We start from the raw sequence: 14,243 nt of genomic DNA, 5'->3' as shown, positions 1-14,243 counted from the left end.
GTCCTTTCGAGAGCTTCAGTCGAGGCGCATGCGGCGCTCGGCGAGGACATAGAGCGGGCGCCAGAGCAGGCGGTTCAGCAGGGTGACGAAGAGCGACATCACGGCGATGCCCAGCACGACACGGGGAAAGTCGCCGGCCTCGGTCGCGTTGGCGATGTAGGAGCCGAGCCCGTAGGCCTCGAGCTTGGTGTCACCCCAGCTCGCGACTTCGGCGACGATGCTGGCGTTCCAGGAGCCTCCGGAGGCCGTGAGGGCACCGGTGACGTAGTACGGAAAGATCCCCGGCAGGATGACGCGGCGCCACCAGACCCATGAGCGGAGCTGATAGACACGGGCCGCCTCACGCAGGTCGGTCGGAAAGGCGCTGGCCCCGGCGATGACGTTGAACAGAATGTACCATTGTGTGCCGAGCACCATCAGCGGCGAGAGCCAGATCTCCGGGCTCGCGCCGGTGCTGACGATCGCGATGACCGCGAAGGGAAACAGCACATTTGCCGGAAAGGCGGCGAGGAACTGCGCCACCGGCTGGACGCGCTCGGAAACGCCGGGTCGCAGACCGACCCATATGCCGACCGGCACCCAGATCACGCTCGCGACGGCGATCAGCACGACGACCCGCAGCAGGGTGACGAGCCCGCGCATCAGCGCGTCCCCGGCATCCACCCAGGTCAGGCTTTGCCCGACATAGGAAACGGCGACCCAGCCGGGCCAGGAGCCCAGAGCCACGATCAGGCCGAGCCAGGCGTAGTCCAGCGCGCGGCTCGCCGCCGGGGCGATCCTGACCGCTCGTGAGGATACGCGCCGAAGCCGCAAGAGCAGCAGGCGGCTGCCGAGCCAGGCGAATGGCTTCATCAGTCGCTTGAACAGCCGGGTGCGGCGCGCCAGTCCGTAGACCCATGAGTGGGGCTTGCGCTGCCCCGCCGTCTGCTCGAAGCGGAACTTGTCGGCCCAGGCGACGACCGGGCCGAACAGGAGCTGGTCGTAGAGGGCGATCACGACCGCCATGGCGAGCACGGCCCAGCCCACGGCCTTGAAGTCCTGTTCCTTGATGGCGACGGCGAGCCAGGAGCCGAGCCCCGGGAGCTGGACAGTGGTGTCGCCGACGGTGATCGCTTCCGACGCCACGACGAAGAACCAGCCGCCCGACATCGACATCATGGTGTTCCACACCAGGCCGGGCATCGCGAACGGAGCCTCCAGCCGCCAGAAGCGCTGCCAGGACGACAGGCCGAAGCTGCGGCTGACCTCGTCCAGGTCGCGGGGGACGGTCCGCAGCGACTGGTAGAAGGAGAAGGCCATGTTCCAGGCCTGGCTGGTGAAGATCGCGAAGATCGAGGCGCATTCCGCGCCGAGTTGGCTGCCCGGAAACAGCCCCATGAAGAAGGCGACGGTGAATGTCAGGAACCCGAGGACCGGAACTGATTGCAGGATGTCGAGCGCCGGGATGATGAGCATTTCGGCGCGGCGGCTCTTGGCTGCCAGGGGCGCTACCGCGAAGGTGAAGACCAGCGCGGCGATGATCGCGGCGAACATCCGCATCGTCGTGCGCAGGGCATATTCGGGCAGCAAGGCCGGATCGAGCGCCATGGGCGCAGTGGAGAGGCCGGCGAGCGGCGCATGCATCGCCACCGCGCCGTGGAATACCAGCACGGCGAGCGCGGCAAGCAGCGCGAAGGCGGCGAGGTCGTAGGTATTCGGCAGCACGCGCTCGCGGGCGAGGGCGGCAAGGGTGCTGGACCGCTCGGGGCTGTTGGACAGGAATGTCATCACGGAGCACCGGCTGAACAGTGGCCAGCATGGCCAATGGAGAATGCCGCGTTGCCGCTTGCCCGCCGCCGGAAGGTCCGGGAATGCGCGAAACAGGATCGTCGGGCCGCGTCCTCGCCACCTGCCGACTGCCAGCGGCATTCCAGGCGCCCATCCACATCGTTGAGCCGCCATTCGACAACGAGGCGGGGCCGTTTCGCCGCCATGCGCGGAGCAAAGTGCAGCACGCGGCAGCAATCCGGCCGCGTCGTCCCGTATTCGAATGGGAGCGCCGGCCGGCGAAAGGCGAGCACATTGTTCATGACGCATCTCCTTCGATCTGCTCGAAGTCGTCCTTCGCACCGGGCAATGCCCGGCGCGCGTACGGGGAAACGCAGGCGTGCGAGATCGCAGATCGACCTCGCAGCCGATCGACGTCACTCTCCCTCCCGCAGGAGCGCCGTGCGATGTGTGGAGGAGCCGCCCGATTGCTGCGACGCCATGCCTTGTTTGCGCCCTGTCATGGGCTGGATCAATCGGACGAAGGCATCGCCGATTATACCTAGGTATAGGTCGGTCGAGGACCGCGCCGCAGGGTGAAGAGCGCCTCGACAGCTCGATCAACTCAACAGGCGTCGATCGCTATCGGGGTGGCTTACCTGCGTTAGGGAAAGATGTTTGATGGAGGCTCGTTCGGGAGCGATTCCATGCAAGTCTTCGTTGACGGGCTCGATCGGGGCCTGGGTGCGATCTGTCTGGCAGCCCGATGGCTTGCGTTGCCGCTCGTCCTTTTACTGTTCTTGCAAAGGCCATTGCGCGACCTTTTCAAAGCTTGGTCGCGTGAAGCGAACGATCTCGGGCAATGCGTGTTCGCTCTTTACGTCGCCGTATCGCTGACGGCGGCCACCCGTTCCGGTGCTCACCTGGCGAGCGATGCCCTGGCGCATCGGCATGGGGAGAAGCTGCGCCGGGCGCTTGAGATCGGGCTCATCGTGCTTGGGCTTCTGCCCTGGTCCCTGTTCCTGCTGATCGTCGGTTGGCCGGCTTTGCTGGCCAGCCTTCGGGGGCTCGAATCGTTCCCGGATACCGGCAATCCCGGCTATTTCCTCATTCGCGCCTCGGGCTTCATCCTGGCTGCGCTCGTCTTCGCATCCGGCGTGCTCGGTTTGCTGCGGAGGCCCGCGTGAGCCAGTGGCTCGGACTTGTCATGCTCGGCGGCGTCGCGCTGGGCGCTATCACGACGGGGTTGCCTGTCTGGGGCGTTCTGATCTGCCTCGCGGCGATAGGTGCCGCCGTGTCCGCTGTTCTCGACGCTTCCGGAGCCGGGCTCTTTGCCGCGCTGCCGAGCCGGCTCGTCGGCCTGCTGGAATCGGATCTGCTACAGGCACTGCCGCTGTTCGTCTTCATGGGAGCGCTGCTGAACCGCCTGCCGCTCGCTCGAATTCTGTTCCGCGCGGCGTTGTGCCCCTTCGGTGGTGCACGCGGAGCGACGCTCGCGCTCGGTGCCATCCTGGGGCCGATGAACGGTTCCGTCAGCGCCAATGCTATCGCCCTGACGCGAGCGATCGAGCCCGCTCTGGCCGAACATGAGGTCACGCCCGCCGAGAGCGTTGCATTGTTGACGGTCGCCAGCACGCTCGGCGTGCTGGTTCCACCTTCGCTCGTCCTGATCCTGCTCGGCGATGCGATGATGGCGGCTCATACCATCGCGCTCAATGCGACCGGACGGGTCGATCGCATCGTCAACACACAGGACGTTTTCCGCGGCGCCATGTTGCCGGCCGGGTTGTTTCTCGCGACCTGCCTCGCCCTGGCGTTTCTGCGCCGGGAGTCCGGCCGGCGCCTTCCGGTGCCGACGCTGGCGGAAGCTGCTCTCGCGCTCCTCACCGTCGGCTTCATCGGCGGGCTGCTCGTCGGCGTCGCGCTCGGCTATTTCTACGCGGTCGAAGCCGCTGCGATGGGGGCGGTCGGCCTGCTGGCCGCGGGAGTGCTGAGCCGCCAGCTGAATCTTGCGCGGCTGAAGGCGGCCCTCGACGATACGCTGGCGATGACCGGCGCATTGATGGCGCTGCTGGTTGCGGCGACGACTTTCACGCTCGTCTTTCGCGTGCTCGGAAGCGACCGGCTCATCGCGGGCTGGATGGAGGCGGTGCCCGGCGGTCCTCTGGGGATTCTGGGGGCGGGTCTCGGCCTGATTTTCCTGGCAGCCTTCGTTCTCGATGCCTTCGAGATCATCTTCGTGCTGATTCCGATCCTGCTGCCGCCGATCTTGATGCGGGTCGAGGATGCGCAATGGGTCGCTGTCCTGACTCTGCTCATCCTCCAGACGAGCTTCCTGCTTCCGCCGCTCGGCTACGCTTTGACGATGACGCGGGCAGCCTCGACCCGGCGAGCGCCGTTGCGGGCCGCTATGGCGTCGCTCGCTCCCTTCATCCTGGTGCAGCTATGCGTGACGGCGGCGGTGGTTTACTGGCCGAGCCTCGCGCATTTGGGGAGGGCGCCAGAGCCGGCTGTTGCGGCTCCTTCCGAAGCCGACGCCACACGCCGCCTGCGCGATATCGTTCCTCCCTCCGACCTGTTGGAGATCGGGCCGCCGAAGTTTTGACGGAGGCCGGACAAACTCGGCTCACAGGAAGTGCCTGGCTTAAAAAAAGGGAGTCGCTTGGCTTGCCGCACCGGGCTTCACAAAGGAAATCCTCGACCGGATGATCTCCCGCTCGCGTGAAGAGCATGCGATCAAACAAAGAGATGGAGCATTTCAGCGATTCAGAGAAACGCGGAAATGCTCTAGTGCTGGGGAAGTGCTTCTCCGTGCCCCCTGCCATCGACTGCGGCATCCAATGATCAGCGATAGGGACTCATCCTTGCAGCACCACGCCGGAATCTCCCTCCTTCCCGGCACGGCCTCCGGGCCGATCGTCGTGATGGCGGAGCCGCTGAGCTTCTGGGGCGGTGTCGATCCGGCTACGGGAACGGTGATCGACGTGCACCATCCCTCGCACGGCGTCTCGCTTGCCGGCGCGGTCGTGCTGATGCCGACCAGCCGTGGCTCCTGCTCAGGATCCGGCGTGTTGCTGGAGCTCGCGCTCTCGGGGCGCTGTCCCGCGGCGCTGATCTTCGCCGGCCCTGAGGATACGCTGACGCTCGGCGCCATCGTCGCGGCGGAGATGTTCGGACGCTCCATTCCGGTCGTTCGCCTGCCGGAAGAAGCGTTCGCCGCTCTCGCTTCCGCTGCCGAGGCGGAGATCGTGCCGGACGCTGTCCTGGCTGATGGCGGGCGGGTGCAAATCCCGCTTTCCGCGGCTGTGCATGGCGACCTGCAGCTTTCCACCAGCGATCGCCGCTTGCTCGCTGGCGACGAGGGGATCGCAGCGCAGCAGGCCATGCGGATCGTCTGTGCCATGGCACGCCAGCAGGGCGCGACGGCGCTCGTCGACGTGACGCGGGCCCATGTCGATGGCTGCATCTATGCCGGTCCGGCCAATCTCATCTTCGCCGAGAAGATGGAGCAGTTGGGCGCCCGAACTCGCGTCCCGACGACGATGAACGCGATTTCGGTGGATCACGCCAACTGGCGCCGCCAGGGAGTGGCGCCGGAGTTCGGCGAGCCTGCGGCGCGCCTGGCGGACGCCTATGTGCGGATGGGCTGCCGGCCGAGCTTCACCTGCGCTCCCTATTCCCTGCCGGGGCCGCCCGCCCTGGGGGAGGCGATCGGCTGGTCGGAATCGAATGCCGTGATCTTTGCCAATTCGGTATTGGGAGCCCGGACCGCGAAACACCCCGACTTCCTGGATTTCTGCATCGCGGTCTCCGGTCGTGCGCCGCTTGCCGGGGCGTTTCTCGACGAAGGCCGGCGTGCGCGCCGTGCGGTTCGGGTGGAGTTGCCGGAAGGAGCGGACAGCTCGGCCTGGCCGCTCATCGGCTATCTCACCGGCCTGGCTTCGCCGGACCGGGTCCCGCTGATCAAGGGGCTCGCGAAGGCGCGCCCGGCGCGGGACGATCTCAAGGCACTCTGCGCCGCGTTCGGTACGACCTCGGCGGCGGCCATGCTGCATATCGAGGGCATCACGCCGGAAGCGGACAGCCTCGGCGGCAGCCCCGAAGACGAGGTCGTCATCACGCGTGCTGCGCTGGCAGCCGGCTGGCGCCACCTGAATGACGGACCGGCGGGCATCGATCTCGTCGCGATCGGCAGCCCTCACGCCTCACTGGAAGAGTGCAGGGCCGTCGCTGAGCGACTTGACGGACATCGCCTTGCCGGAAATCTCTCCGTCATCATCACCACGGGGCGGGACGTCGTCGCAGCAGCAGAGGCCGAGGGAACGCTGGCAGGTCTGCGGCGGAGCGGCGTCGACGTGGTTCCCGATCTCTGCTGGTGCTCGATTACGCGCCCGGTCTTTCCGGAGAGGGCGAAGGTGGTCCTCACCAACTCCGGAAAATACGCGCATTACGGACCGGGGCTCTCCGGCTGCACCGTCAGGCTCGGGACATTCGAGGACTGCATCGAAGCGGCTCTCACCGGCGCCGCGCCAGCCCGGTTGCCAGGCTGGCTTTCCTGAGTCGGCCGGCGGCCCGCTGCTCGCCGGTCCGGCGCTGCGGGGCACGCGGCTGCGCCCCACAGGATATATTCAGTTCGATCCGTGCCCGGTTCAGCTGCCCGAACGGCCTGCGAGCTGCGGCACGAACATGTCGCTCCACTTGGCGGGCTTCACCTTGATCGAGCCGGCCTTGTGCATGAACTCGGCGAACTGCATCACGCCTTCGGGCGTGGCGGTGAAGCGCGAGTCCTTGTCCTCGATCATCTGCTGCACCTCGGCGGCATCGACCTTCACCTTCGAGCTCTTGGCGAAGATCTCGGCGGCGAGTTTCTTGTCCTTCTCGATCAGTGCGGTGGCATCGTCCATCGCGTCGATGAAGGCCTGGGTCATCTTCGGATTGGCGTCGACGAACTTCTTCGGCGCGAAGGTGACGTCGAGCGTCAGGTTGCCGAGATAGTCGACCGAGTTGAGCACGCGCTGGATGCCCGGGCTCTTGGCCTCGATGTACTGGAAGGGCGGCGAGGTGAAATGCGCCTTGATCTCGGTCTTGCCGCCGATCAGCGCGGCGAGCGCCTCCGGATGCGGCAGGCTCACCGTCATCGGGTCCATCTTGGCGTAGTTGGCGTCGCCGAATTCCTTGGCCGCGATCATCTGCAGCACGACGGCGGCGAGCGAGGTCTTGATGCCGGGCAGGGCGATCTTGTCCGTCGCGGTGAAGTCCTTGAGCGACTTCAGCTCCGGCTTGTTCGCCATCAGCCACAGCGAGGTCGAGCTCATGCCGGAGACGCCGACGACCTCGACGCCTGGGATGCCCTTGGCCTTGGCCCAGAGCGTGACGAAGCCCGGCGCGCCGGTGCCGGCGAAGTCGAGCGTGCCGGCCATCATCGCGTCATTGATGACGTTGCCGCCATCGAGCATCAGCCAGGTCACCTTGATGTCGCCGAGGCCGGCGGCCTTGGCGCGCTTCTCCAGGAACTGCTGGTCCTGCATCACGATGAGCGGCAGGTAGAGGATGCCGAAGCCTTTTGAGACGCGGACCTCGCTGACCTCGGCGCGGGCCGGGGCGGCAAGTGCCGCGCCGAGCGCTACGGCCGTGAAGGCGGTGCGCAGGAAAGTCTTGAATGTCATTGGATGTTTCCCTCCGAGTGACGGCCGTTCGGCCTTGTGAAACCAGAGCATTTTCGAGCGAAGTGGATGCCGGCTTGCGCGAGGAAGATGCGATAAGACAAGGGCATTTCCGCGTTTCGGAAAAACGCGGAAATGCCTCGGTGTCAGTGCTGCATGCCCCAGCGGCGGATCGTCTTGCGCTCGATGGTGGCGAATATGACGTTCTCGACGAAGAGGCCGATCAGGATCACCGTGAACAGGCCGGCGAAGACATTCGCCGTCTCCAGCTGGTTGCGGTTCTCGAAGATGAACCAGCCGAGGCCGCCCGAGCCCGACGAGACGCCGAAGACGAGCTCGGCCGCGATCAGCGTGCGCCAGGCGAAGGCCCAGCCGACCTTGAGGCCGGTCAGGATCGCCGGGAAGGCGGCCGGGATCAGGATGAGCCGCACCAGCTTCAGGCCGCGCAGCCCATAGTTCTGCCCGACCATGCGCAGCGTGTTCGACACCGAGCGGAAGCCGGCATGGGTGTTGAGCGCGATCGCCCAGAGCACTGAGTGGACGAGCACGAAGATCACGCTGCCGGTGCCGAGCCCGAACCAGATCAGCGCGAGAGGCAGCAGCGCGATGGCGGGCAAGGGGTTGAACATCGAGGTCAGCGTTTCCAGCAGGTCTGCACCGATGCGCGAGCCGATCGCCAGTGTCGTGAGCAGAGCGGCGAGCACGATGCCGATGCTGTAGCCGATGATGAGGGTCTGCAGCGAAACCAGCATGCGCTGCGGAATGACGCCATTTGCGATGTTCTCGACAAAGGCCGCGAGGGTCTGGCCGAAGGTCGGGAAGAGCAGCGGGTTGCCGAGCCAGCGGCCATAGACCTCCCAGGCGATGGCGAGGACGGCGAGGATCAAGCCCTTGCGGACGAAGCCGAGGCGATAGATCCGCTCGGCCCAGCCGATGGTCTTGGCGACGACGGGGGCGTCGCTGGAGTTGACGTCGCGGATGATTTCCGGACGGAAGCTGACGAGATCGGTCATGTCGGTCACCTCCGGCTCAATGATGCGCGAACAGCATGTCGTTGATGCGGGTTTCGAGCGCGGCCTGCTTGCCGGTGCCCATCTCCTCGGGCGGCACGCTGTTGAGCTCGGCCTTGACCTCGCCCGGATGCGGCGAAAGCAGCAGGATGCGGGTGCCGATGCGGATGGCTTCCTCGATGGAATGGGTGACGAACAGCACGGTGAACTTCGTATCGTCCCAGAGCCGCAGCAATTCGTCCTGCATCTTGCGGCGGGTCAGCGCGTCGAGCGCGGCGAAGGGCTCGTCCATCAGCAGCACGTCGGGCTCCATCGCCATGCCGCGGGCGATGGCGACGCGCTGTTTCATGCCGCCGGAGAGCATGTGCGGGTAGCTGTCGATGAACTTGGTCAGGCCGACCTTGTCGATATAGGAGCGGGCGCGCTCGGCGGCTTCCGCCTGCGTGGCACGGCCCGAGGCCGTCAGCGCGAAGACCACGTTCTCGCGCACCGTCTTCCAGGGCAGGAGCTGGTCGAATTCCTGGAACACCATCATTCGGTCCGGCCCGGGTTCGGAGACCTTGCGGCCCTTCAGGCTGATGTCGCCCTCGACGGGCGTCAGGTAGCCGCCGATCGCCTTGAGCAGAGTCGACTTGCCACAGCCGGACGGGCCGAGCAGGACGAAGCGGTCGGACGGATAGACGTCGAAGGACACGCGCCGCGTCGCGGTCACCACCGCGTCCGGCGTCTTGTATTGCAGCGTCACGCCCTCGACCGTGAGGAGCGGAGTCGCAGAAGCAGCGTCGAACGGGGCCAGCATGCACCCTCCCATGTCTCGTTTCCATGCGCACTTATGGGCGCTTGCGAGATGAGATAGCGTAGCAAGCTGACGTGAACCTGACCGGCGCTGCCCGGCCTGTCGGAAGCTCGTTGAGGGAGGTAGATCCGCTTGCGCGTGCTCGTCGTCGAAGACACCGCCGATATCGCCGAGGCCGTCGTGATGCGGCTCGAGAAGATCGGTCACGCCGTCGATTGGGAGCAGGACGGCGTCACGGCTGCCGAGTTGCTGGCGGTGCAGGCCTATGACCTCGTCATCCTCGACCTCAGCCTGCCGGGGCAGGATGGGCTGGCGGTTCTCCGGCAGATGCGGGCGCGGCGGCTGACGACGCCGGTGCTTGTGCTGACGGCGCGTTCGGCCGTGGACGAGCGCATCGGCGCGCTCGATCTCGGCGCCGATGACTACCTGGTCAAGCCCTTCGACTATGGTGAGCTCGAAGCGCGGGCGCGGGCACTGCTCAGGCGCAGTGCTGGCCAGCCCGACAACATGCTGCGCGTCGGGCCTCTCGCCATCGACCGGGCAGGGCGCGTCGCGACAGTCGGCGACCGGCCCCTCAACCTGACGCGCCGCGAGCTGACCGTACTCGAAATCCTCGCCGCCCGGCCGGAGCGGATCGTGCCCAAGGAGGAACTGGTCGAACAGCTCTTCAACTTCGACCAGGAGGCCAGCCCCAACGCAGTCGAGCAATTCGTGGCGCGGCTGCGCCGCAAGCTCGCGGACACGCCGGTCGAAATCCGGACCCTGCGCGGATTGGGGTATCAGCTTGCTGCTCTCTGATCTGCGCCTGTCGCTCCGTTTCCGCATCGTCGCCGTGCTCTCGGCGGTGCTGTCGGCAGGGGCGATTTTGCTCGGATTGGCGGCCTGGCACTCATCCTCGCTTGCCGCGCGGCAGGCTTACGACCGGCTGCTTGCCGGCGGCGCGGTGCAGATCGCCGAGAATGTCTATGTGCAGGGCGGGGTGGTGACGGTCGATCCGCCCGTCTCCACGATCGCGACGCTCGCCGCCTACGATCTCGTCTTCTACAAGGTCGTCGATCCGCGCGGTGTCGTGGTCGCCGGCTACGATGATCTCGCTTCGGATGCCGACCCCGTCGATATCCGTGCCGGGGTCGTTCTGGAGGATGGTCTCTATCAAGGCCAGCCGGTGCGTATCGCCAGCCTCGCCCGGCAGATCGATCTTCCCGGAACGAACAACTGGGCGACCATCGTCGTCGCGCAGACGACCGATGCGAGGCGCGCGCTCGCCCGCGACCTGACGCTCAAGGCGCTCGGCGTCATTGCGGTCATGAGCCTGCTCGCCCTGTTGGCGACGGGTTATGCCGTGACGCTGGCGCTGAAGCCCCTGACGCGCATCGAGCGCGAGATCGCGAGCCGCCGGCCCGACGATCTCAGGCCGATCGCGGCCGAGCCCCCGGCGGAAATCCGCAATCTCGTCGAGGCGATCGACGACTTCATGCGCCGTTTGTCCGAGCGCATGGCGATCATGCAGCGCTTCATCGCCGACGCCGCCCATCAGATCCGCACGCCGCTGGCGGCGCTCGATGCCCAGGTCGAAATCCTGCTTGCGACGCCCGCATCGCGGCGCAAGGTCGATACCGTCAAGCGGATCCATGAACGCACAGCCGAACTCGGCCGCCTCACCGGGCAGCTTCTTGACCATGCGATGGTGATCCACCGCAAGGATGCCGCCGCGATGGCGGCGGTCGATCTGAACCAGCTGGCGAAGGCCGTTCTGGCCAAGACGGTGCCGCTCTCGCTGTCCCGCGAGGTCGACATCGCCTTCATACCGGCCGAGCCGCCGCCGATCGTGAACGGCGATGCCGTGAGCCTGCGCGAAGCCCTGGGAAACCTGATCGACAACGCGCTGAAGCACGGTGCCGAGAGTCGGCTTGTCGTGACGGTGGGCGAGGACGCGGAGCATGCATGGATCGACGTGGCCGATGACGGCGGCGGGTTTCCGGAGCCGCCCGAAGATCTCCTCCTCCCTTTCGCGAAAGGCGCAGCCTCCACCGGTTCGGGGCTTGGCCTGTCCATCGCGGTGGAGGTTGCGACGGCCCATGGCGGTGAGCTTGCCGTCTCGCGCGACGGCCGGATGACGCGGGTGCGCCTCACCCTTGCGCGGACATGGCCGGGCTTCCGAACGGTGGCCCGTTGATGGGGCTGGCACCGATCCCGGCGAGCCTCAGTCGAATTCCTTGCGGAACTTTTCGCTGACCGTAGCTGCTGACCGGAAGCGGCCGATTGAGAACGGCTCCAGGGGCGTCTGCGTCGCTCCGTCGACGATCATCTCGGCGAGGCATAGCCCCACGCCGGGGCTGATCTGGAAGCCATGGCCGCAGAAACCGAAGGCGTGGAACAGCCCCGGCGTCGTCTCGCTCGGCCCGATGACCGGGATCATGTCGGGCAGATAGGCCTCGATGCCGGACCAGACGCGGATGACATGGCATTGCGCGAGCACGGGCGCGACGCGCGCCAGCGCCTTCATCGCCGCGAGCGTCTTGACCGGCGGTACGGGGGCCCGGTTCGCCTGTGGATCGGCCGCCGTGCGCGGATAGCCGGCAAGGATGATGTTCCCGCGCGGGATCTGCCGGAAGATGACCGAGCCGTCGATCGCCTGGACGGAAGGCTCGATCATGTAGGGGAAAGGCTCCGTCACGAACTGCGGCGGTCCCGCGGGAAAGAGGGGCGCCGTTTCGCCGAAGCGCTCCGCGATCTCCAGCGCCCAGGCGCCGGCGCTGTTGACGAGCGCGCCGCAGCTCAGCGTGCCGCCATCCGCAAGCGTCAGCATGAAGCCGTCGCCTGAACGATCGACAGCGGCGACGCATGTGTTCTCGCGGATCACCGCGCCGTGCCGCGCCGCGGCGCGCACGACAGCCGGCGTGGCGAGGCGTGGATTGGCGGTAGCGTCGCGGGCCGAGTAGGTGGCGGCGACGGCGCGCTCGCCGAGCCAGGGCCAGCGTCGCCTGAGATCGGCCGGACCGACGCGCTCGATCGCAAGCCCATAGGACTCGGAGACCTTGGCGTAGCCCTCCAGCTTGGCGTGCTCTTCCTCGTCATAGGCAAGGTAGAGATGCCCGGTCTGCTCGAACTCGCAGTCCTCGCCGATCAGCGCGTCGAAATCCTCCCAGAGCGCCTGGGAGCGCAGGGAGAGCGGATACTGGCCCGGAAACCGCCCCTGGAGGCGCAGATTGCCGAAGTTGACGCCGCTAGACTGGGCGCCGACGACGCCCTTCTCGACCAGGGTCACGCGTTGTCCGCGCCGCGCCAGGAAGAAGGCGGTCCAGGCGCCGACGAGCCCGCCGCCGATAATGGCGACATCCGTGCTGTGCGGGCTCATGCGCCATCCCCGGCTGCGGCGAGCGCGATCGGCTTGACCGGTGCCTGGCCGCGCAACCTCCCGGCAGTGGCGCCGTCGCTACCGGCACTGGCCGCGACGATCTCCTGCAAGGCTGGGCCGCAGACGCGGCCTTGGCAGCGTCCCATCCCGCAGCGCGTCATCGCCTTCACGCGGTTGACCTCGACCGGACCGAGATCCCTCGCCATCGCCGTGCGCACCTCGCCGATCGTCACGTTCTCGCAGCGGCAGAGCGTCACGGAATCGGGCAGGGCGGCGATTTGGGCCTTCGGCCAGGCGAAGGCGAGGGCGAGCCCCCGCTGGAAGCTGCGCAAGCGCTCGACTTGCCGCGCCAGCTGCCTGATGGCCTCGATGTCCTGAGTCTGCCCGATATCCGACAGGATCGCATGGGCAGCCAAGGCGCCGCTCGCCTCGGCCGCATCGGCCCCGCCAATTCGCACGCCGTCGCCGGCGAGGTAGAGGCCCGGTCGCGCCCGGCCCATTCGGTCGATTTCTGGAAGGAACAGCCTGAAATCGGTGTCGTAGGCGAATTGCGCCCCGGCCAGGTCGGCAAGTTGCGTTTCGGGCTTCAGGCCATAGCCGAGTGCGACGGCGTCGCAGGCGAAGCGGCGTTCGCGACCCTGGGCGTCGCGCAGGACGAGCGCCTCGACGCGCCCTGCGCCTTCGATCGCGACCGGCGTCACCCCATGCAGCATGGCGGTTCCGGCGCGCAGCGAGGCGCCCATGTACCAGAGCCCGCGGAGCAGGGTTCGCGGCGCGCGAAGCAGCGCCGGCATGGCGGCGGCCTTGGCCGACAACGGGGTCGTATCGGCGATGACGGCGATGTCGGCGCCCATGTCGCGATATTGCTTGGCGGCCAGCGTCAGCAGCGGGGAGGAGCCGAGGAAGGCGACGCGGCTCCCGATCAGGCAACCCTGATCCTTCAGCGCCACCTGGGCGCCACCGAGCGTGAACACTCCCGGCAGGGTCCAGCCGGGCATGGGGGCCACCCGGTCCATCGCGCCGCTGGCGATCAGCAGCTTGTCGAAGGCCAGCGTCTCCGCCTTCCCCTCGTGCAGCAGATGCAACTGCTTGCCGTCGATGGCCCAGACGAGCGTGCGGGGGCGATAGTCGATGGCGGGGAGCAGAGCTTCGAAGCGGCGATGCAGGGCGGCGTAACGCTGCGCTTCCGAACCCATCAGCCGGTTCATGTCGAGGGCGAGATCATCCGCGGGACGCCGATAGCCTTGCCCGCCGGCCCTGGCCCCCTCATCGATCAGGATGGGCCTCAGGCCCTTTGCGCAAAGCACCTCGGCGGCGCTGATGCCCGCCGGACCGGCGCCGACGATGACGATGTCAGCCATGGGCGGCAGCCAGCGGTTGCGGCTCGGCGAACAGCGCCATCCCGTCGGAGACCGGCGTGGTACAGGCCCTGATCCGGCCGCCTTCCGCGCTCCAGACCCAGCAGTCCTGGCAGGCGCCCATGAGGCAGAAGCCGGCGCGCGGCTCGCCGCCGAATTCCAGCCGGCGGATCAAGGCGCCGCTTTCGAGCAGCGCTGCGAGGACGCTGTCGCCGACCGTCGCCTTGATGGTCGTGCCGTCGAAGCTGAGTGTCGCCTGCCGTCCGGCACGCGCCGCCACGCGGCGGAACTGGGGCTTCGGAGCGTCCATGC

Annotated in this window: 13 protein-coding genes; 5 read left to right on the top strand and 8 right to left on the bottom strand. The window is 67.2% G+C overall.

From position 1 onward, the window contains the following. Window positions 1-15 precede the first annotated feature (15 nt). Both AB4Z10_RS10365 and AB4Z10_RS10360 read right to left on the bottom strand, forming a co-directional pair. Window positions 16-1,767 carry an ABC transporter permease gene (locus AB4Z10_RS10365; protein ID WP_441470314.1) on the bottom strand — a complete coding sequence of 584 codons (1,752 nt, stop codon included), beginning with the start codon at window positions 1,765-1,767 and terminating at the stop codon, window positions 16-18. After that, window positions 1,767-2,069, bottom strand: a complete 303-nt coding sequence (locus tag AB4Z10_RS10360) for a hypothetical protein (protein ID WP_441470313.1) — start codon at window positions 2,067-2,069, stop codon at window positions 1,767-1,769. Before AB4Z10_RS10360 ends, AB4Z10_RS10365 begins: the two co-directional genes overlap by 1 nt. A gap of 351 nt (window positions 2,070-2,420) precedes the next feature. Here AB4Z10_RS10360 and AB4Z10_RS10355 point away from each other — a divergent pair, with 351 nt between their 5' ends. From AB4Z10_RS10355 to lhpI, 3 genes are all read left to right on the top strand, one after another. Then, a complete protein-coding gene (locus tag AB4Z10_RS10355; RefSeq protein ID WP_441470312.1) occupies window positions 2,421-2,933 on the top strand; it encodes a TRAP transporter small permease subunit in 513 nt (170 codons plus the stop codon). Beyond that, complete coding sequence (locus tag AB4Z10_RS10350; RefSeq protein WP_441470311.1) at window positions 2,930-4,351, top strand: TRAP transporter large permease subunit; 1,422 nt, start codon at window positions 2,930-2,932, stop codon at window positions 4,349-4,351. Before AB4Z10_RS10355 ends, AB4Z10_RS10350 begins: the two co-directional genes overlap by 4 nt. 259 nt (window positions 4,352-4,610) lie before the next feature. After that, a complete protein-coding gene (gene lhpI, locus AB4Z10_RS10345; RefSeq protein WP_441470310.1) occupies window positions 4,611-6,305 on the top strand; it encodes a cis-3-hydroxy-L-proline dehydratase in 1,695 nt (564 codons plus the stop codon). Between the two features lie 90 nt (window positions 6,306-6,395). Here the strand turns inward: lhpI and AB4Z10_RS10340 are convergent, their stop codons facing one another. The 3 genes from AB4Z10_RS10340 to AB4Z10_RS10330 form a co-directional block, all read right to left on the bottom strand. After that, window positions 6,396-7,412 (bottom strand): ABC transporter substrate-binding protein, encoded by a 1,017-nt coding sequence (locus tag AB4Z10_RS10340; protein WP_441470309.1) that lies wholly within the window; start codon window positions 7,410-7,412, stop codon window positions 6,396-6,398. Between the two features lie 143 nt (window positions 7,413-7,555). Then, entirely contained in the window at window positions 7,556-8,422 is an 867-nt protein-coding gene (locus AB4Z10_RS10335; RefSeq protein WP_441470308.1) for an ABC transporter permease, read from the bottom strand. A 16-nt stretch (window positions 8,423-8,438) separates the two neighbouring features. Next, window positions 8,439-9,218: an ABC transporter ATP-binding protein gene (locus AB4Z10_RS10330; RefSeq protein WP_441470307.1), complete on the bottom strand. Its 780-nt coding sequence runs from the start codon at window positions 9,216-9,218 to the stop codon at window positions 8,439-8,441. 129 nt (window positions 9,219-9,347) lie between these two features. On the opposite strand from AB4Z10_RS10330, the gene AB4Z10_RS10325 reads away from it, so the two are divergent. Together AB4Z10_RS10325 and AB4Z10_RS10320 are read left to right on the top strand one after the other, a co-directional pair. Next, window positions 9,348-10,013 (top strand): response regulator, encoded by a 666-nt coding sequence (locus tag AB4Z10_RS10325; protein WP_441470306.1) that lies wholly within the window; start codon window positions 9,348-9,350, stop codon window positions 10,011-10,013. Then, window positions 10,000-11,391 (top strand): sensor histidine kinase, encoded by a 1,392-nt coding sequence (locus tag AB4Z10_RS10320; RefSeq protein WP_441470305.1) that lies wholly within the window; start codon window positions 10,000-10,002, stop codon window positions 11,389-11,391. Before AB4Z10_RS10325 ends, AB4Z10_RS10320 begins: the two co-directional genes overlap by 14 nt. Window positions 11,392-11,418: 27 nt before the next feature. Here AB4Z10_RS10320 and AB4Z10_RS10315 read toward each other — a convergent pair whose 3' ends face one another. The 3 genes from AB4Z10_RS10315 to AB4Z10_RS10305 are packed head-to-tail and all read right to left on the bottom strand — an operon-like array spanning window position 11,419 to window position 14,241. Next, window positions 11,419-12,573, bottom strand: a complete 1,155-nt coding sequence (locus tag AB4Z10_RS10315; RefSeq protein WP_441470304.1) for an NAD(P)/FAD-dependent oxidoreductase — start codon at window positions 12,571-12,573, stop codon at window positions 11,419-11,421. After that, the gene (locus AB4Z10_RS10310; RefSeq protein ID WP_441470303.1) at window positions 12,570-13,934 is read right to left on the bottom strand and encodes an FAD/NAD(P)-dependent oxidoreductase; all 1,365 of its coding nucleotides are present in this window, start codon (window positions 13,932-13,934) and stop codon (window positions 12,570-12,572) included. The genes AB4Z10_RS10315 and AB4Z10_RS10310 overlap by 4 nt, the downstream gene beginning before the upstream one ends. Then, window positions 13,927-14,241, bottom strand: coding sequence for a (2Fe-2S)-binding protein (locus AB4Z10_RS10305; protein ID WP_441470302.1), 315 nt, complete (start codon window positions 14,239-14,241; stop codon window positions 13,927-13,929). The genes AB4Z10_RS10310 and AB4Z10_RS10305 overlap by 8 nt, the downstream gene beginning before the upstream one ends. Window positions 14,242-14,243 lie beyond the last annotated feature (2 nt).

Source organism: Allobosea sp. RAF48 (genome assembly GCF_052114025.1).
GTDB lineage: Bacteria > Pseudomonadota > Alphaproteobacteria > Rhizobiales > Beijerinckiaceae > Allobosea.
This window is presented reverse-complemented; position numbering and strand designations above follow the sequence as displayed.